This window comes from Trinickia sp. NRRL B-1857, assembly GCF_050470685.1.
Classification (GTDB): domain Bacteria; phylum Pseudomonadota; class Gammaproteobacteria; order Burkholderiales; family Burkholderiaceae; genus Trinickia.
On the sequence record NZ_JBFLUK010000001.1, the window covers coordinates 3,509,688 to 3,527,314 of the forward strand.

Annotated in this window: 13 protein-coding genes; 8 read left to right on the plus strand and 5 right to left on the minus strand. The window is 64.9% G+C overall.

Annotated features, from left to right (window positions below):
• Positions 1–83: 83 nt before the first annotated feature.
• Positions 84–2,897 carry a bifunctional [glutamate--ammonia ligase]-adenylyl-L-tyrosine phosphorylase/[glutamate--ammonia-ligase] adenylyltransferase gene (gene glnE, locus AB1286_RS15720; protein WP_430364131.1) on the plus strand — a complete coding sequence of 938 codons (2,814 nt, stop codon included), beginning with the start codon at positions 84–86 and terminating at the stop codon, positions 2,895–2,897.
• A 51-nt stretch (positions 2,898–2,948) separates the two neighbouring features.
• Here glnE and recN read toward each other — a convergent pair whose 3' ends face one another.
• The gene (gene recN, locus AB1286_RS15725; protein WP_430364132.1) at positions 2,949–4,613 is read right to left on the minus strand and encodes a DNA repair protein RecN; all 1,665 of its coding nucleotides are present in this window, start codon (positions 4,611–4,613) and stop codon (positions 2,949–2,951) included.
• A gap of 56 nt (positions 4,614–4,669) precedes the next feature.
• On the minus strand, positions 4,670–5,578 hold the full coding sequence (locus AB1286_RS15730; protein WP_430364133.1) for an NAD kinase: 909 nt from the start codon (positions 5,576–5,578) through the stop codon (positions 4,670–4,672).
• A 262-nt stretch (positions 5,579–5,840) separates the two neighbouring features.
• Between AB1286_RS15730 and hrcA the strand changes: the two genes are divergently transcribed.
• From hrcA to AB1286_RS15765, 7 genes are all read left to right on the plus strand, one after another.
• Entirely contained in the window at positions 5,841–6,860 is a 1,020-nt protein-coding gene (gene hrcA / locus AB1286_RS15735; protein WP_430364134.1) for a heat-inducible transcriptional repressor HrcA, read from the plus strand.
• 203 nt (positions 6,861–7,063) lie between these two features.
• Positions 7,064–8,131, plus strand: coding sequence for a ferrochelatase (hemH, locus tag AB1286_RS15740; protein ID WP_430364135.1), 1,068 nt, complete (start codon positions 7,064–7,066; stop codon positions 8,129–8,131).
• Positions 8,132–8,270: 139 nt separating this feature from the next.
• Positions 8,271–8,678 carry an RNA-binding S4 domain-containing protein gene (locus AB1286_RS15745; protein WP_430364136.1) on the plus strand — a complete coding sequence of 136 codons (408 nt, stop codon included), beginning with the start codon at positions 8,271–8,273 and terminating at the stop codon, positions 8,676–8,678.
• 516 nt (positions 8,679–9,194) lie between these two features.
• Positions 9,195–9,767 carry a nucleotide exchange factor GrpE gene (gene grpE, locus AB1286_RS15750; RefSeq protein WP_430364137.1) on the plus strand — a complete coding sequence of 191 codons (573 nt, stop codon included), beginning with the start codon at positions 9,195–9,197 and terminating at the stop codon, positions 9,765–9,767.
• A gap of 258 nt (positions 9,768–10,025) precedes the next feature.
• Complete coding sequence (dnaK, locus tag AB1286_RS15755; protein ID WP_430364138.1) at positions 10,026–11,981, plus strand: molecular chaperone DnaK; 1,956 nt, start codon at positions 10,026–10,028, stop codon at positions 11,979–11,981.
• A gap of 226 nt (positions 11,982–12,207) precedes the next feature.
• Entirely contained in the window at positions 12,208–13,344 is a 1,137-nt protein-coding gene (gene dnaJ / locus AB1286_RS15760; protein ID WP_430364139.1) for a molecular chaperone DnaJ, read from the plus strand.
• Between the two features lie 70 nt (positions 13,345–13,414).
• Positions 13,415–15,424, plus strand: a complete 2,010-nt coding sequence (locus AB1286_RS15765; RefSeq protein ID WP_430364140.1) for a chorismate-binding protein — start codon at positions 13,415–13,417, stop codon at positions 15,422–15,424.
• A 47-nt stretch (positions 15,425–15,471) separates the two neighbouring features.
• On the opposite strand, the gene panB is transcribed toward AB1286_RS15765, so the two are convergent.
• The 3 genes from panB to folK are packed head-to-tail and all read right to left on the minus strand — an operon-like array spanning position 15,472 to position 17,572.
• A complete protein-coding gene (gene panB / locus AB1286_RS15770; protein ID WP_430364141.1) occupies positions 15,472–16,287 on the minus strand; it encodes a 3-methyl-2-oxobutanoate hydroxymethyltransferase in 816 nt (271 codons plus the stop codon).
• Between the two features lie 56 nt (positions 16,288–16,343).
• Positions 16,344–16,973, minus strand: coding sequence for a deoxynucleoside kinase (locus tag AB1286_RS15775; protein WP_430365086.1), 630 nt, complete (start codon positions 16,971–16,973; stop codon positions 16,344–16,346).
• Positions 16,974–16,978: 5 nt separating this feature from the next.
• Positions 16,979–17,572 (minus strand): 2-amino-4-hydroxy-6-hydroxymethyldihydropteridine diphosphokinase, encoded by a 594-nt coding sequence (gene folK / locus AB1286_RS15780; protein ID WP_430364142.1) that lies wholly within the window; start codon positions 17,570–17,572, stop codon positions 16,979–16,981.
• Positions 17,573–17,627 lie beyond the last annotated feature (55 nt).

Genomic DNA, 17,627 nt, shown 5'->3' on the forward strand with positions numbered 1-17,627 from the left:
CGCGGCTGACGGCATTGCGTTGCAGCAAGCCACTTTAACGCGCGGCTGCCGCTACCGTTGCAACAAGCGAGCCACGCCTATCCATGACTGCCGCCGCACTGCTGAGTTCCGCCTATTCTACGTATGCCGCCCGCGCGATCGCCGCGCGTCCCGAGTTGGCGGACCGCATCGCCGCCTGGGCCGAGGCGCCGATCACGCGAGAGCGAATCGATTCGCGGCTGCGCGAACTCATCGCCGAACGCCGCCAGGCGGCCGGTGCGGCGCACGGCGCGCCGATCGGGGAAGAGGCGCTGGGGAGCGCCTTGCGCCGCTTACGGACGGAAGTCTTTTGCGCGGTGATGGAGCGCGATCTGGCCGGGCAAGCCGATGTCGCCGAAGTGACGGCCACCATGACCGATTTGGCCGAGGCCGCGATCCAGCGTGCCATCGACGTCCTCTCGCACGAATTGGAAGCGCTTTACGGCGAGCCGCGCGCGGCGGACGGCAATCGCCTGACGCTGGGCGTGGTCGGGATGGGCAAGCTGGGCGGCCGGGAGCTCAACGTCTCGTCGGACATCGATCTCATCTTCGTCTACGAGGATGACGGCGAAACCGCCGGCGGTAGCCGCGCAGCGATCTCGACGCAGGAATTCTTTACACGCCTCGGTCGCCGGTTGATCGGCGCATTGGCCGAAACGACGGCGGACGGGTACGTGTTCCGTGTCGATATGCGGTTGCGCCCGAACGGCGATTCGGGGCCGCTCGTTTGCAGCCTGGGCATGTTGGAAGAATACTTCTACGTGCAAGGGCGCGAATGGGAGCGCTACGCCTGGATCAAGGGGCGGCTCGTATCGGAGCAGGACAGCGACGCGGCCCGGCGTCTGTCGCAGCAGCTCGAGGCCCTCGTCAAACCATTCGTCTACCGGCGTTATCTCGACTTCGGCGTCATCGGTGCGATCCGTTCTCTGCATCGGCAGATCCGCGAAGAGGCGCAGCGCCGCGCCACGATGCGCCCCGACAAGGCGGACGACATCAAGCTCGGCCGAGGCGGCATCCGCGAGATCGAATTCAGCGCGCAAGTATTTCAATTGATTCGCGGCGGCCAAGATTCCGGCTTTCGGATCCGGCCGACGCTGGCCGTGCTCCGGCACGCCGCCGCGCGCGGCCTGATCGCGCCGTCGGTCTGCGCCGAATTGTCGAACGCCTATCGGTTCCTGCGCGAACTCGAGCACCGGCTGCAATATCGTCACGATGCCCAGACCCATGCGCTGCCCGTCGATGCCGAGGAGCGCGCGCGACTTGCCGAGACGATGGGGTTTGCCGATTTCGCCGCGATGGCGGCCGTGCTGGACGGCCATCGCGAGCGCGTCGAGGCGCAATTCGATCAGATCTTCGCGGACAAGGCCGGCGCGCACGCGCAGGGTTCGGAAAGCGGCGGCGCGCAAGCCGTGCGTGCCGGCGAGCTCTGGGACTGCGTGCTCGAAGACGAAGCGGCCGATGAACAAACGATCGCGCGCCTGAGCGCGGCCGGTTTCGACGATCCGCAGCAAGTCCATGCGCGTCTAAGTGCCGTGCGCCGTTCGGCGCGCTACCAGGGGCTTCCGGAGCGCAACCGCGAACGGTTCGACACGATTGCGGCACGCGCGCTCGATGCCGTCGCGGCGATGGAGCCGCGGCCCAAGCGTGCGCCGACGCTCGCACGCATGATCGATCTGCTCGAAGCCGTGGGCCGCCGCGGCGCTTACCTCGCGCTGCTCAACGAGTATCCGGCGGCGCTCGAGCGTGTGCTCGACGTGCTGGCCGAGTCGCGCTGGGCTGCCGGCTATTTGATTCGGCACCCCCAGTTGCTCGACGAATTGCTCGACGACGAAGCGATCGGCAGTCCCTTCGACTGGCCCGAATTCAAGGCATCGCTGCGTTCGCGGCTCGCGGCGGCGGACGGGGTGGAGCAGCAGATGGACTTGCTGCGCCATGCGCATCAGGCCGAGGTCTTTCGCATCTTGCTGATCGACCTCGCGGGCCGCCTGACGGTGGAGCAGGTTAGCGATCGTTTGTCGGAGCTGGCCGATTCGGTCCTCGACGTGACGCTCGAAGCCGTTTGGCAGCAGTTGCCGAAGCGACACCGCGAGGTGCCGCGCGTGGCGATCATCGCTTACGGCAAATTGGGCGGCAAGGAACTGGGTTACGCGTCCGATCTCGACCTGATCTTTCTTTACGACGATCCGGACGATGCGGCGGCCGATATTTACTCGACGTTCACGCGCCGGCTCATTACGTGGCTGACCACGGCGACGGGCGCCGGCACGCTCTTCGATATCGACTTGCGGCTTCGCCCGAACGGCGAATCGGGGCTGCTCATCACGGACCTCGGGGCGTTTCGGCGCTATCAGTTGCGAGAAGGCGACGCCGCCAACACGGCTTGGGTCTGGGAGCATCAGGCGCTGACCCGTGCGCGGTTTTGCGCGGGCGATGCACAGATCGGCCAAGCGTTCGAGGAGATTCGTCAGTGCGTGCTCACGACGCCGCGCGAGAGCGGGCCGCTCGCGGCGGAAATCGTGGCGATGCGCGAGCGCGTCGCGGCGGGTCATCCGAACCGAGGCGAGCTGTTCGACGTCAAGCACGATCGCGGCGGCATGGTCGATATCGAGTTCGTCGTTCAGTACTGGGTGCTGCTGCATGCCGCGCACGATCCCGAGCTCATCCGCAACACGGGCAACATCGCGCTATTGCGCGAGGTGGCGCGCTTCGGACTCATGAGCGCCGACGAAGCGGAGGCGGTCGGCGCCGCCTACCGCACGTATCGCAAGCTCCAGCACCAGTTGCGGCTCGACGGTATGGAAAAGGCGTGCGTGCCGCACGAGCGCGTCGCGCAGGAGCGAGAGACGGTGCTCACGCTCTGGCGGCGCGTGTTCGGTTAGATGCGAGGTGGCGAGGTTGCCTGGGGCGGCCGCGACGATGCGGTCCGCTCGCTAGGCGGCGAGCATTTCCTTGGCATGCCGGCGCGTCGTCGCGGTGATCTCTAACCCGCCGAGCATACGCGCCACTTCCTCGATGCGGCTCGCGTGATCGAGCGAGACGACGGTCGAGAGCGTCGTGCCGCCCGATGCCGCGGCCTTCGCCACTTGGAAGTGGTGGTCGCCGCGCGCGGCGACTTGGGGCAAGTGCGTCACGCACAAGACTTGCCGGTCGCGCCCGAGTTGATGCAGCAAGCGGCCGACGACTTCCGCCACGCCGCCGCCGATACCCGTATCGACTTCATCGAAAATCAGCGTGGGCGTGAGGCTGGCGGCACTGGCGATGACGGCCAGCGCGAGGCTAATCCGCGCCAGTTCGCCCCCGGAGGCGACTTTGGCCAGCGGCCGCAGCGGCACCCCGGCATGGCCGGCCACGCGAAACTCGACCTGTTCCAGACCGTGCGCGCCGCCCTCGGCGAGCGGCACGAGCGCCACTTCGAAGCTCCCGCCGGCCATGGACAGTTCCTGCATGCCCGTCGTGACAGCGGCGCCGAGCGCTTTCGCTGCCTTGGCCCGCGCTTTCGACAACTGCTTGGCCTCGGTCATATAGGCCTGGCGCGCTTTTTCGACGGCAGCCGTCAGCGCATCGAGATCGGCGGCCGCGTCGAGCGCCGCGAGCTGAGCACGACGCGCTTCATGTTCCTGCGGCAGCGTTTCGGGTTGCAGGCGGAATTTCCGGGCGAGCGAATGCAGCGCGTCGAGCCGATGCTCGACTTGCGCCAGCCGATCGGGATCGAGTTCCAGACGCTGCGCATAGTGCGTCAGCGAGTAGGCGCCCTCGCGCAACTGGATTTCGGCCGGCTCGAGCGCGGCGAGCGCATCGCCGAGTTCCGGATCGATGTCGGCCAGATCGCGGAGCTTCGAAATGATCGAGCCGAGTTGGCCGATCATCGCGTCGTCGGCTTCGGATAGGGCGTCGAGCGCGCCGCGTACACCTTCGATGAGATTGGCCGAATGGGCGAGCCGCCGATGCTCGTTGCTGATTTCTTCCCACTCGCCCGGCTGCGGCGCGAGCTTGTCGAGTTCGGTGAGCTGCCAGGCCAGCCGTTCTCGTTCGAGCTGTAGTTCGCGATCGCGCGATGTGGCGAGTTCGAGCGCTTGCTGCGCGTCGCGCCAGGCGCGATGGGCGCGTCCCACGGCGGCTGCGATCGTGGTCAGCCCGGAATGCGTATCGAATAGGGTGCGCTGCGCGTCGGGCCGCATGAGCAATTGATGCGCATGCTGCCCGTGAATGTCGACGAGCATCTCGCCCACCTCGCGCAACTGAGTGAGCGTGGCCGGCGTGCCGTTGATGAAGGCGCGCGAGCGCCCGCCCGCGTCGACGACGCGGCGCAGCAACACGCGGCTCTCGCCCGAGGATTCTTCGCCGCCGAGCGCATGTTCGTCGAGCCATTGGGCCACGTGCGCGCCGGCGTCGAATTCGGCGGTGAGGTCGGCGCGCGTCGCGCCGGTGCGAACGACGTCGGCATCGGCGCGGGCACCGAGCGTAAGGGCGAGCGCATCGATAAGTATCGATTTGCCTGCGCCGGTTTCGCCGGAAAAGACGGTGAAACCGCGGTCGAATTCGAGGTCGAGCGCGGCGACGATGACGAAGTCGCGTATCGAGAGGTGGCGGAGCATGGGTGTCGTATTAACGGCGTGTCTTGCGGAGCCGGCAAGAAGGGCGGCGGTCCGGGTTACGGGACCTGGGCATCGCCCTGCTCGTCCGAAGGGTGCTCGTTCCAGTGGAGCTTTTGCCGCAACGTCGCATAGTAGCTGTAGCCGACCGGATGCAGGAAGGGCACTGTGTGCCGCGAGCGACGCACCTCGATCGTGTCGTTCAGCTTGACCGCGGTGAACGACTGCATGTCGAAGTTGACGTTCACGTCGCGCCCGCCAATGATTTGAATGCTGACGTTGGAGTTGTCGGGCAGCACGATCGGGCGGTTCGACAGTGCGTGCGGGGCGATCGGCACGAGCACGACGCCTTGCAGTTGCGGATGCAAAATCGGTCCCTGCGACGAAAGCGCATAGGCGGTCGAGCCTGTCGGCGTCGCCACGATGAGCCCATCCGAGCGCTGGATGTACATGAAGCGCCCGTCGACCGACACGCGCAACTCCGCCATCCCCGAAAAGCCGCTCCGGTTCACGACGACGTCGTTGAACGCGAGCGCATGGTAGATCGGCTCGCCCTCGCGGACGATGCGCGCCTCGAGCAGCGTGCGCTCCTCGCGCTCGAAACTGCCTGCCAGCATTTGGGAGACGCGCTGGCTCATCTCGGAGATCGGAATGTCGGTGATGAAGCCGAGCCGGCCTTGGTTCACCCCGATGAGCGGCGTGCGGTACGGCGCGAGTTGCCGGCCGATGCCGAGCATCGTCCCGTCGCCGCCCAGCACGACGGCGACGTCGGCGCGCGCGCCGATCTCGGCGGGCGTCAGCGCGGGATAGCCGGTCACGCCGATGTCGCGGGCGGTCTCGGCTTCGAACACGACTTGAAAGCCGCGTTTCTCGATGCAGGCGGCGAGCGCCGTCAGCGGCTCGCCGATGCCTGGCGTGTTGCTGCGCCCCACGAGCGCCACAGTCTTGAACTGGCTGCCAATTTCCATGCCGGCATTACACCATAGGTGGGTGTCGAAAAGAACCGTCGTCGTGGTTTGCCCTCGATGGAGACCCACGTCCACACCGTCCCGCTCCGGCGATTTGTCGCTAGAATGACGGTGTCCCGATAAGACGCCGGCGGCCAGGCGCGCCCGCCGCCGGTATCGCGTCGCTTGCGCCCGGCCTGCCCGTCAATGCCGTGCGCCCGCGAACGATCGAGCGCCGTCACGCGCTCCCGGGGGGCACGTTGTTTGGCTAAAATTTTGCGTCATGCTAGAACCCCGCGCACAAACTCTCCTCAAAACGCTGATCGAGCGCTATATCGCCGAAGGCCAGCCCGTCGGCTCGCGCACGCTGTCGCGTTATTCGGGGCTCGAGCTGAGCCCCGCGACGATCCGCAATGTCATGTCGGACCTCGAGGAGCTGGGGTTGGTCGCGAGCCCTCACACGTCGGCCGGCCGGATTCCGACGCCGCGCGGCTACCGGCTGTTCGTCGACACGATGCTGACCGTCGAGCCGATCCAAGACGACGAGGCCGTCGAACGCGCGGTGCGCAAGACGTTGAAGCCGGGCGAGCCGCAGAAGGTCGTGGCCGCCGCGGCGAGCGTCCTGTCCAACCTGTCGCAGTTCGCGGGCGTCGTGATGACGCCGCGCCGCAGCCACGTCTTCAAACAGATCGAGTTCATGCGCCTGTCGGACAAGCGCATTTTGCTCATCGTCGTCACGCCTGAAGGGGACGTTCAAAACCGGATGATGGCGACTCAGCGCGACTATTCGCCGTCGCAGCTCATCGAGGCGTCGAACTACATCAATGCGCATTTCGGTGGGCTCTCGTTCGACGAAGTGCGCCGGCGGCTGCGCGAGGAAATCGACCAGTTGCGCGGCGACATGACGGCGCTCATGCATGCGGCGGTCACCGCCAGCACGGAGGAGAGCGACGAAAGCGAGACCGTCCTGATTTCGGGCGAGCGCAACTTGCTCGAAGTGGCCGACCTCTCGTCCGACATGGCGCGTCTGCGCAAGCTGTTCGACGTTTTCGATCAAAAAACGAGCCTCCTTCAATTGCTCGACGTATCGAGCCACGCCCAAGGCGTGCAGATTTTCATCGGCGGCGAATCGACGCTCGTGCCGATCGAGCAAATGAGCGTGGTGACGGCACCCTACGAGGTCAACGGCAAGATCGTCGGCACGCTCGGGGTGATCGGACCGACTCGAATGGCCTACAACCGCGTGATTCCGATCGTCGATATCACCGCACGCCTGCTTTCCACCGCCCTGAGTCAGCCGTAGCTCGACCGTAGTGCGGCCGGGCCCGCCCCGTCCTTAGCCCCGGGTCATGGCGCATCGTGCACCGGTTGCCGGCCGCGCGCCATTGACCGGACGGCCGAGCCGACCGCGCCGAGGGCCCCCGCTATAATGACGCTCACGTCAACCTAAGCGGCGCAGGCCCTGTGCCTCGCTGATGCCTCGCCTTCGGGCACATCCTATTGCTCATGCGTTTCGATCTCGAGTTGCCGTCGCAGCCTGCCGCCTCGCATCGCGTCGCGGTGCTGCTGATCAACCTCGGCACGCCCGACGCGCCGACGCCGCGCGCCGTGCGCCGTTACCTGGCCCAGTTCTTGTCCGATCCGCGCGTCGTCGAAATTCCGGCGCTGGTCTGGCAGCCGCTCTTGCGCGGCCTGATCTTGCCGCTGCGCGGCCGCACGTCGGCGAAAAAATACGCCTCGGTCTGGATGCCGGAAGGCTCGCCGCTGCGCGTGCATACCGAAAAGCAGGTGGAGGCGCTGCGTCAGTTGCTGCATGCGAACGGCTACCGGGTGCTCGTCGATTACGCGATGCGCTACGGCACGCCCAGTATCGGCGCCATGCTGGGGCAATTGAAACTCGCGGGCGCCGAGCGCGTGCTGTTGATGCCGATGTATCCGCAGTACTCGTCTTCGACGACGGCAACGGCGTTCGACGATGCCTTTGCCGCGCTTGCCCGGATGCGCAACCAGCTCGAAGTGCGCACGGTGCGCCACTATGCAGACCACCCTGCCTATATTGCCGCGCTTGCCGAGCAAGTACGGCGGTACTGGGCGTCGCATGGCCAGCCCGATTTTGCGGCCGGCGACAGGCTCGTGCTCAGTTTCCATGGCGTACCGAAGCGAACGCTCGATCTCGGCGATCCTTACCACGATCAGTGCCGCACGACGGCCGGGCTATTGATGGCGACGCTTGGGCTCACGCCGACCGAATGTCTGGTGACGTTTCAGTCGCGTTTCGGCCGCGCCGAGTGGCTCCAGCCCTATACGGCTCCCACGCTGCGCGAACTCGGCGCCGCGGGCGTGCGCCGCGCGGACGTTTTTTGCCCCGGGTTCACGGCGGATTGCCTCGAAACGATCGAGGAGATCGGTCTCGAGGTGCGCGATGAGTTCCTGCACGCAGGCGGGAAGGAATTTCATCGGATCGCTTGCTTGAACGCAGCGCAAGCCTGGATCGGGGCACTCGGCGAAATCGTCGCTCAGCAGTTGCAAGGCTGGCCCGTCCTCGAAGGCGTGCCGGTAGGCGCGGCGGTATGAGCAGCGGCATGAGCGGACGGATCGGAGGACGACGGCTCGCGGCTCGTTCGGGCTCCGGCTCCGGCCTTATTCCGGGCAGGGTCGTTGCGTGCTTCGATGCTCGAGCCCGTGCTTCTTTGTTTTCCTTGGCATCGCTCAGATGAACTACAAGATTTCGACTGAACCCGGGGCGCGCATGCGCATCGACAAATGGCTCTGGGCCTCGCGGTTTTTCAAAACGCGGTCGCTCGCGGCTGACGCCGTCGAAAAAGGGCGCGTGCGCATCGGCGGCGCGAGCGTGAAACCGGCGAAGGAGGTGCGCGTGGGCGACTTAGTCACGATCGAGATCGAGCGGATCGTGTGGGAGATTCAGGTGCTGGGCGTGTGCGAGGTGCGCGGGCCGGCGAGCGTCGCGCAGACGCTTTATGCCGAAACGGCCGATAGCCGCGCCAAGCGCGAGGTGGAAGCGGAGCGCCGCCGGACTTACCGCGAACCCGCGGCCGGGCTGCAAGGACGGCCGACCAAGCGCGACCGGCGCGTCATCGACAAGCTTTCGGGTGGGGAGTAAACAGCGAATCCATGGCCGCGTGGGCGCCGCCGTATTCCGTCGTGCAATCGGTCACTGCGCCGGACAAGCAGATGGTCGTGGTTCCCGCGACGAGTACCAGTGCGACCACGGCGATGGCAAAGGTCAGTTTCACGGTACTCCCTCGCGCGGAGAAAGGCGATACGGACGTAAGCGTCGGATGGGCGATGCGGCAGCGCTCGGTCGCCCGGCCTCGCCGGACGCGAAACGCATGAGGTCAGTGTAGGGCAAACCACGATGGCGCTCAACGCCGTTTTCGCGGTTCTGCCGTAACCGGTGTTACCGTTCGTTTCCACATTTGTGCCGTTGGTGCAAAAAATGGGCGGCCAAGGGCTTGAAACGGCTCCTGGCGCCCCCATTTGCCTCGCGACGCGCGACGGTAACGTCGTTTTTCGGCAACGGACCGTGAGAAATTCGGATCTGTGGCCCGGCGGCCCGTGACGTGACGCATCGGCCAGCCGTCGCATCGATTTCACTTTTTGGACGATTTTCAGCGACATGGAAAATACGCAAGACAATTCGGCCAGCCAGCAACAGCAACCCTCCGACGCCGCCGCGCAAAGTGCGGCCGAGAACGTTGCAGTTCAAACCGGCGCTGGGCAAGAGCCCGGCGCTGCCGGCGCAGACGCCGCGCTCGGCGATGCACAGGCGAAGATCACCGAGCTGAACGAGAGTTACCTGCGCGCGAAGGCGGAGACGGAAAACGTACGCCGCCGCGCCGCCGAGGACGTCAGCAAGGCGCGCAAGTTCGCGATCGAAGGTTTCGCCGAGCATTTGCTCCCCGTGTTGGACAGTCTCGAAGCTGCGCTGGCGGATACGTCCGGCGACGCGACGAAGCTGCGTGAAGGCGTCGAGTTGACGCTGCGCCAGCTCGCGAGCGCGATGGAAAAGGGGCGCGTCGTGGCGGTGAATCCGGTGGGCGAAAAATTCGATCCGCACCGCCACCAGGCTATTTCGATGGTGCCGGCCGAGCAGGAGCCGAACACAGTCGTTTCCGTGTTGCAAAAGGGTTATGTGATCGCCGATCGCGTGCTGCGTCCCGCGCTCGTGACGGTCGCGCAGCCGAAGTAATCCGAGGCCGGCCGTTCGCCGCATAAAAGAAAGCGCGAGCAATGAGCGCGCGATGTCGATGTCACCGTATTTTGATTTTCGAGATGCGGAAGGCGCCCGCCGAAACAATCGACGAGACGCCGGCGGTGGCAAGCGGTGTGAAGGCCTTGAAAACGGCGGCTCAGCACACATGTTGAGTGCAGGTTTGAATTGAGCGGGCGGTGGCGCAAACGAAGCGCCCCCCGTCGAAGCGATCGAATATTTCGGAGATCAGGAAAAATGGGCAAGATTATCGGCATCGACCTCGGCACCACGAACTCTTGCGTGGCGTTGATGGAAGGCAATCAGGTGAAAGTGATCGAGAACTCGGAGGGCGCGCGTACGACCCCCTCGATCATCGCCTACATGGACGACAACGAGATTCTCGTCGGCGCGCCGGCTAAGCGTCAGTCGGTGACGAACCCGCGGAACACGCTGTTCGCGGTCAAGCGCCTGATCGGCCGCCGCTTCGAGGAAAAGGAAGTCCAAAAGGACATCGGCCTCATGCCCTACAAGATCATGAAGGCCGACAACGGCGACGCTTGGGTCGAGGCGCATGGTCAGAAGCTCGCTCCGCCGCAAATCTCGGCGGAAGTGCTGCGCAAGATGAAGAAGACGGCCGAGGATTACCTGGGCGAGCCGGTTACGGAAGCTGTGATCACGGTGCCGGCGTACTTCAACGACAGCCAGCGTCAAGCCACGAAGGACGCGGGCCGGATCGCAGGTCTGGAAGTCAAACGGATCATCAACGAACCGACGGCGGCTGCGCTCGCATTCGGTTTGGACAAGGCCGAAAAGGGCGATCGCAAGATCGCCGTGTATGACCTCGGCGGCGGCACGTTCGACGTCTCGATTATCGAGATTGCCGACGTCGACGGCGAAATGCAGTTCGAAGTACTCTCGACGAACGGCGATACGTTCCTCGGCGGCGAAGACTTCGACCAGCGCATCATCGATTACATCATCGGCGAGTTCAAGAAGGAACAAGGCGTCGATTTGTCGAAGGACGTGCTCGCGTTGCAGCGTCTGAAGGAAGCGGCGGAAAAGGCGAAGATCGAACTCTCGTCGAGCCAGCAGACCGAAATCAATCTGCCGTACATCACGGCCGATGCCACGGGTCCGAAGCACTTGAACCTGAAGATCACGCGCGCCAAGCTCGAAGCGCTCGTCGAGGATCTGATCGCGCGGACGGTCGAACCGTGCCGTATCGCGATCAAGGATGCCGGCGTGAAGGTAGGCGACATCGACGACGTGATCCTGGTCGGCGGTATGACGCGCATGCCGAAGGTGCAAGACACGGTGAAGGAGTTCTTCGGCAAGGAGCCGCGCCGTGACGTGAACCCGGACGAAGCCGTTGCCGTGGGTGCCGCGATTCAAGGGCAAGTGCTCTCGGGCGAGCGCAAGGATGTGCTGCTGCTCGACGTGACGCCGCTTTCGCTCGGTATCGAAACGCTCGGCGGCGTGATGACGAAGATGATCAACAAGAACACCACGATCCCGACGAAGCACGCGCAAGTGTATTCGACGGCGGACGACAGCCAGTCGGCCGTGACGATCAAGGTGTTCCAAGGCGAGCGCGAGATGGCCGCGGGCAATAAGCTGCTCGGCGAATTCAACCTCGAAGGGATTCCGCCCGCACCGCGCGGCGTGCCCCAAATCGAGGTGACGTTCGACATCGACGCGAACGGCATCTTGCACGTGGGCGCGAAGGACAAGGCGACGGGCAAGGAGAACAAGATCACGATCAAGGCGAACTCGGGCTTGTCCGAAGCGGAGATCGAGAAGATGGTGAAGGATGCCGAGGCGAACGCCGAGGAAGATCACCGTCTGCGCGAGTTGGCCGATGCGCGCAACCAGGGCGACGCGCTCGTGCACAGCACGAAGAAGGCGTTGACCGAGTACGGCGACAAGATCGACGGCTCCGAAAAGGAAAAGATCGAATCTGCGTTGAAGGAACTCGAGGAAGCGCTCAAGAGCAGTTCGGCCGATAAGGCTGCGCTCGAGGCGAAGATCGAAGCGCTTGCCACCGCGTCGCAAAAGCTCGGCGAAAAGATGTACGCCGACATGCAGGCGCAAGGCGCCGCGGGTGCGGCGGCCGGTGAAGCGTCGGCCTCCGGCGCGAGCGCCGGTCAAGGCTCGAGCAAGCCCGAGGACGACGTGGTCGACGCAGAGTTCAAGGAAGTGAAGAAGGACTGACCGACGGTTGCGTTCTCGCGCCGTAAAGCGGCCGGCGTTTCGTACGAGACGACCGGCCGGATCGACGCCTGGCGGGCCTTCGGGTTCTCCGGGCACATTTGTTTTATGGAGGGCGGGGTGCCTGACCGGTCGAGCCGGTTCGGCGGTGCCTGTCTAACGGGTCGAAAGACTCCACAGTATGCGAAAGGAGCGGTCGCGCGACAACGCGCGAACCGGCGGTGAACCGATGGCGAAACGGGATTACTACGAGGTTCTGGGCGTTGCCAAGAATGCGAGCGACGACGAGATCAAGAAGGCGTATCGCAAGCTCGCGATGAAGTACCACCCCGACCGCAACCCCGACAACAAGAATGCCGAAGAGCGTTTCAAAGAGGTGAAGGAAGCCTACGAAATGCTCTCGGACGCGCAAAAGCGCGCGGCCTACGATCAATATGGCCATGCCGGCGTCGATCCGAACATGGCCGGGGCCGCCGGCGCGCAAGGCTTCGGCGGATTCGCCGATGCGTTCGGCGACATCTTCGGCGACATTTTCGGGCAAGCGGCCGGCGGCGCGGCCCGCGGGCGCGCGGGCCCGCAGGTGTACCGCGGCGCCGACTTGCGCTACAGCATGGAGATTACGCTCGAGCAAGCGGCGCACGGTTGCGAGACGCAGATTCGCGTACCGAGCTGGGTCTCGTGCGAAATCTGTCATGGCTCGGGCGCCAAGCCGGGCACGAAGCCCGAAACCTGCCCGACCTGTAACGGCTCGGGCGCGGTGCGCATGTCGCAGGGCTTTTTCAGTATTCAGCAAACGTGTCCCAAGTGTCACGGCAGCGGCACCTATATCCCCGATCCTTGCGTAAGCTGCCATGGCGCGGGCAAGGTGAAGGAGACGAAGACGCTCGAGGTCAAGATTCCGGCCGGAATCGACGACGGCATGCGCATTCGTTCGTCGGGCAACGGCGAGCCGGGCGTGAACGGCGGGCCGCCGGGCGACCTGTACGTCGAGATCCATATCAAGGCGCACACGGTGTTCGAGCGCGACGGCGACGATCTGCACTGCCAAATGCCGATTCCGTTTACGACGGCGGCGCTCGGCGGCGAGATCGAGGTGCCGACGCTCGCGGGCCGTGCCACCTTCACGGTGCCCGAGGGTACGCAATCGGGCAAGACGTTCCGGTTGCGCGGCAAGGGCATCAAGGGCTTGCGTTCGAGCGTCCCGGGCGATTTGTACGTGCACGTGCAGGTCGAGACGCCCGTCAAGCTGACGGACACGCAGCGCGATCTGCTCAAGCAGTTCGAGAAGTCGCTCGTGGAAGGCGGTCCGCGTCACAGCCCGCAAAGCAAGAGTTGGTTCGACCGCGTGAAGAGCTTTTTCGATTGATCGGCCCGACGGGCCGATCGGCTGCGCGCCCGCATGAAGTATTGAGCGGGCGCGCCGACGGATAGAGTAGATGAAGGTAGAACACCGCGGCGCCCCTTTCGTGCTGCTTGACGACTGCGAGGCGAGCGCGACGATGCCGACGAGCCGCCTTTATACGGACTTCGTGCGCGAACACGTGTGTGCCGACGCCGCCACGCTCGATTCGGTCTGCGCGGAACTCGAGCGCGACCTGCGCGGCGGATTGCATGCCGTCGTGCTCGGCGACTACGAGTTCGGACGAGACCTCGAGTTCGGTCAGCGAAGAGCGTTCGCGGCGGCTCGATCTCAAACGCATTTCACGCAGCGTGGCAGCGATGCCCCGCTGCGTTTTTTATTGTTCGCGCGATGCGAACGCCGCTCGCGCGAGCAGGTGGATGCGTGGCTGGCTGCGCTCGATCGCAGCTTGTCGTCCGACGTGCCGCCGAGCGTGGGCGCGAGCGCGGCGCTACCGCCGCCGTCCGTCGCCGGTGCGGCGAACGTCACGGAGAGTGTGACCCAAGACGCATTCGTCGAAGCGATCGCGGCCGTGCACGAAGCGTTGCGCGCCGGCGAGTCCTACCAAATCAATTACACCTATCGCCTCTCGTTCGATGCATTCGGCTCGCCCGTCGGACTATACCGGCGCCTACGGGAGCGGCAGCCCGTGCGCTATGGCGCGCTGATCGCCTTGCCCGGCGACGAGTGGGTGCTGTCGTGCTCGCCCGAGCTTTTCGTCGAAAAGCACGGAGCGCGGCTGCGCACTCGGCCGATGAAGGGGACGACGGCACGTGGCGTATCGCCCGAGGACGACGCGCGCGCAGAGGCGTTCTTGCGCAGCGATCCGAAAAATCGGGCCGAGAACCTGATGATCGTCGACCTGCTGCGCAACGACTTGTCGCGCGTGGCGAAAACGGGCTCCGTTCGCGTCCCCGCATTGTTTTCGGTCGAGCCTTATCCGTCGATTTGGGCAATGACGTCCACGATCGAAGCCGACCTGCTCGAAGGCACGTCGTTCGCCGACGTATTGCGCGCGCTGTTCCCATGCGGCTCGATCACCGGTGCGCCGAAGCACCGGACGATGCAACTCATCGACGAAATCGAAACGACGCCGCGCGGGCTCTATACGGGTATGATCGGCTGGATCGACGCCTTGCCCGCTCAGGCCGCCGGCGGCGAGGGTGTCGCACAGGCCCCGGGTTGCGGGGACTTTGGCTTGTCGGTGGCGATTCGCACCTTGACGCTCGACGCGCTCGCAGAGACGGGCGCCACACGGCGCGGAACGATGGGCGTCGGCGGCGGCATCGTGCTCGACAGCGTGGCGCTCGACGAGTATGCCGAGTGCCGGCTCAAGGCGAAATTCCTAACTGGCGCAGACCCCGGTATGCAACTATTTGAGACGATGTATGCGACCCGAGAGGAGGGCGTACGCCATCTCGAGCGGCATTTTGCTCGCCTCGGTATGAGTGCGGCCGAACTCGGTTTTGCGTTCGACGCGATGGCGCTGTGCGAGAGTCTCGCCGAACATTGCGCGCAACTGCCGGCAGGCGTCGGTCACCGTGTGCGGCTCGCTTTGAGCAAGAGCGGCCAGGCCGAGATCACGGGCGGCGCGCTCGGTGCCGTGCGCCGCATGACGGATACCCAATATGGCGACGAAGCCGGCGCTCCCGTCGGCGTCCTGCTGGCCGCGGAACATGGTTTTGCGCCGACACGTTCGAGCGAATTCTTGCTGCGCCACAAAACGACCTCGCGCAGCGAGTACGACCGGGCTTGGCGCCTCGCGGAAACGCACGGGGCGTTCGATGCGTTGTTCTTCAACGAACGCGGCGAGTTGACCGAAGGCGGGCGTACGAACGTATTCGTCAAGCTCGATGGGGCTTGGTACACGCCGCCACTGTCGGCGGGACTGCTGCCGGGCGTGATGCGGCAAGTATTGCTCGACGACGCGGCGATGAGCGCTCGCGAGCGAATGCTGACGCAAGCCGATCTATTGCGCGCCGAAGCCTTGATCATCTGCAATGCGCTACGCGGCGCATTGCCTGCACGAATTATTCGAAACGCATAAAGCTTGAGGCATCGCGGCCTTCATGGCCGCGAGCCTTTCTCGTTGCGTTAAAAGACGTGCTCGGGCCCGGGGAACGAGCCTTCCTTCACGGCTTTCACGTAAGCCTCGACGGCGGCGCCAATGCTCGGTGCGCCCGCCATGAAGTCTTTGACGAAGCGGGCCGGCTTGCCGGGGAAAATCCCGAGCATGTCCTGCAAAACGAGCACCTGACCCGAGCAGTCGACGCCTGCGCCGATCCCGATCGTCGGAATGGCGACCGCATTGGTCACGTTCGCGGCAACGGCGGACGGGATGGCCTCAAGCACGATCAGCTGGGCCCCCGCGTTCTGAACGGCGAGCGCGTCGCGCAGCAATTGCTGCGCGCCTTCCTCGGTCTTTCCTTGCACCTTGAAGCCGCCGAAGGCGTGTACCGATTGCGGCGTGAGACCCAGGTGCGCACAGACGGGCACTGAACGTTCGACCAGAAAGCGGATCGTCTCGGCCAGCCATTCGCCGCCTTCCAGCTTGACCATCTGCGCGCCGGCGCGCATGACCTCGACGGCGCTCGCGAAAGCATCGGCGGGCGTGCCGTAGGTGCCGAACGGTAGATCGGCGACGACGAGCCCGCGCGGTTGCGCGCGCGCGACGCAAGCCGTGTGATAGACGATATCGGCGAGCGTGACGGGCAGCGTCGTCGTTTGGCCCTGCATGACGTTGCCGAGCGAATCGCCGACCAACTGCACGTCGACGCCTGCGCGGTCGAGTAACGACGCGAAGCTCGCATCGTAAGAGGTCAGCATCGCGATCTTTTCACCCGCTTCGCGCATCGCTTGCAGTTTTGGCACGGTGATTCTCGGCCGGTTGGATTCCTGCAAATAGGTCATCGAAAGTCTCGCATTCGGAAAGGGAAATTAGCGCGAGCGCGCTGCCGGAGCGGATATTAAAGCGCTTTGACGAAGCTTGCCTTGCGCCCGCGCATCGTCTCGATATGTTCGAGGAGCAGGGCGAAATCCGCGTCGGATTCCAGCTGATAGAAGAATTGGTCGTAAGCGTTGCTGAGCTCGCGTAAATACGCTTCCGTGATGCGCCCTTCGTCGGCTCTTGCACGCTTTTGCACGCGCGCAAGCAACATGGCCGGGCTCGCCTGCAATTGGATGACGAGGTCGGGAACGGGGGCATCGCCGGCACCGATGCGCTCGGCTAGCCCTTCGTAGAGGCGCCACTCGTCTTCATCGAGCGTGAGGCGCGCGAAGATGCCGCTCTTTTGCGGCATGAAATCGGTGACGACGGCGTCGCCGCGGGCAAGCACGTCGGCCGTTTGCTCGGCCTCCTGGGCGCGCTGGACGGCAAATTGCAGCTCGGTGGCCAAGGCGTAGCGCGGCATGTCGCCGTAAAAGCGGGCGAGAAACGGATTGGCCTCGGGCCGTTCAAGCAGTAGGCGCATCGGCCAACGCTCGGCGAGCCGCTGCGCGAGCGATGTCTTTCCCGCGCCGATGGGCCCCTCGACGACGATGTAGCGGTGCGGCGCGCGCAGATCGGGCGCCGTCACCGTGACCGGCGGTGCGTTCATCGACATCAGGACTTACCGCCATGAGTTGCGGCTACCTCGCTCGATTCCGCGCGGGCCTGCGTGCATCCGCCGACGGCTTTTTTTGCCGCTTTCGCGAGTGCGTCGGCCACGGGGCAGCAGCAGGTCTTCACTTTTTCGATGCGTTGATGGGCCACGCTCGGCAGCAAGGCGTCCGCGCGACCATGACCGGGAATCTCGATCTCGGGATCGATCTCCACCAACGGGACCAGCACGAAAGCGCGCTCGAAGGCGCGCGGATGCGGGATGACGAGGTCGGGCTCGTCCATTCGCGTATCGCCATACAGGACGATATCGAGGTCGAGCGTGCGAGGCGCGTTGCGAAACGGGCGCTCCCGGCCGAAATGATGTTCGATCCGATGACAGAGCGCGAGCAGGGCGGGTGCACCCAGCGACGTTTCGAGCTTGACGACCAGATTGTAGTAATCGTCGCCGCCGGCATCGATCGGCGCGGTGCGGTATAAGCTCGATTTCGCGAGCACGGTGATGGCATGCTGCTGGGCGAGGCAGACGACCGCATCCTTCAGGGATTGGCGAGCATCCCCGAGGTTCGCGCCTAGACCGAGATAAGCAACCGTCATGGCATAGCTTCCTACGACTTCCTGACTTGGCGTTCGGCGGCGAGGCGCCGCCCGT

What these genes read in the sequence shown, in the direction of transcription:
- glnE (WP_430364131.1), top strand. Translation starts at nt 84, where the DNA reads ATGACTGCCGCCGCACTGCTGAGTTCCGCCTATTCTACGTATGCCGCC.
- recN (WP_430364132.1), bottom strand. Translation starts at nt 4,613, where the DNA reads ATGCTCCGCCACCTCTCGATACGCGACTTCGTCATCGTCGCCGCGCTC.
- AB1286_RS15730 (WP_430364133.1), bottom strand. Translation starts at nt 5,578, where the DNA reads ATGGAAATTGGCAGCCAGTTCAAGACTGTGGCGCTCGTGGGGCGCAGC.
- hrcA (WP_430364134.1), top strand. Translation starts at nt 5,841, where the DNA reads ATGCTAGAACCCCGCGCACAAACTCTCCTCAAAACGCTGATCGAGCGC.
- hemH (WP_430364135.1), top strand. Translation starts at nt 7,064, where the DNA reads ATGCGTTTCGATCTCGAGTTGCCGTCGCAGCCTGCCGCCTCGCATCGC.
- AB1286_RS15745 (WP_430364136.1), top strand. Translation starts at nt 8,271, where the DNA reads ATGAACTACAAGATTTCGACTGAACCCGGGGCGCGCATGCGCATCGAC.
- grpE (WP_430364137.1), top strand. Translation starts at nt 9,195, where the DNA reads ATGGAAAATACGCAAGACAATTCGGCCAGCCAGCAACAGCAACCCTCC.
- dnaK (WP_430364138.1), top strand. Translation starts at nt 10,026, where the DNA reads ATGGGCAAGATTATCGGCATCGACCTCGGCACCACGAACTCTTGCGTG.
- dnaJ (WP_430364139.1), top strand. Translation starts at nt 12,208, where the DNA reads ATGGCGAAACGGGATTACTACGAGGTTCTGGGCGTTGCCAAGAATGCG.
- AB1286_RS15765 (WP_430364140.1), top strand. Translation starts at nt 13,415, where the DNA reads ATGAAGGTAGAACACCGCGGCGCCCCTTTCGTGCTGCTTGACGACTGC.
- panB (WP_430364141.1), bottom strand. Translation starts at nt 16,287, where the DNA reads ATGACCTATTTGCAGGAATCCAACCGGCCGAGAATCACCGTGCCAAAA.
- AB1286_RS15775 (WP_430365086.1), bottom strand. Translation starts at nt 16,973, where the DNA reads ATGAACGCACCGCCGGTCACGGTGACGGCGCCCGATCTGCGCGCGCCG.
- folK (WP_430364142.1), bottom strand. Translation starts at nt 17,572, where the DNA reads ATGACGGTTGCTTATCTCGGTCTAGGCGCGAACCTCGGGGATGCTCGC.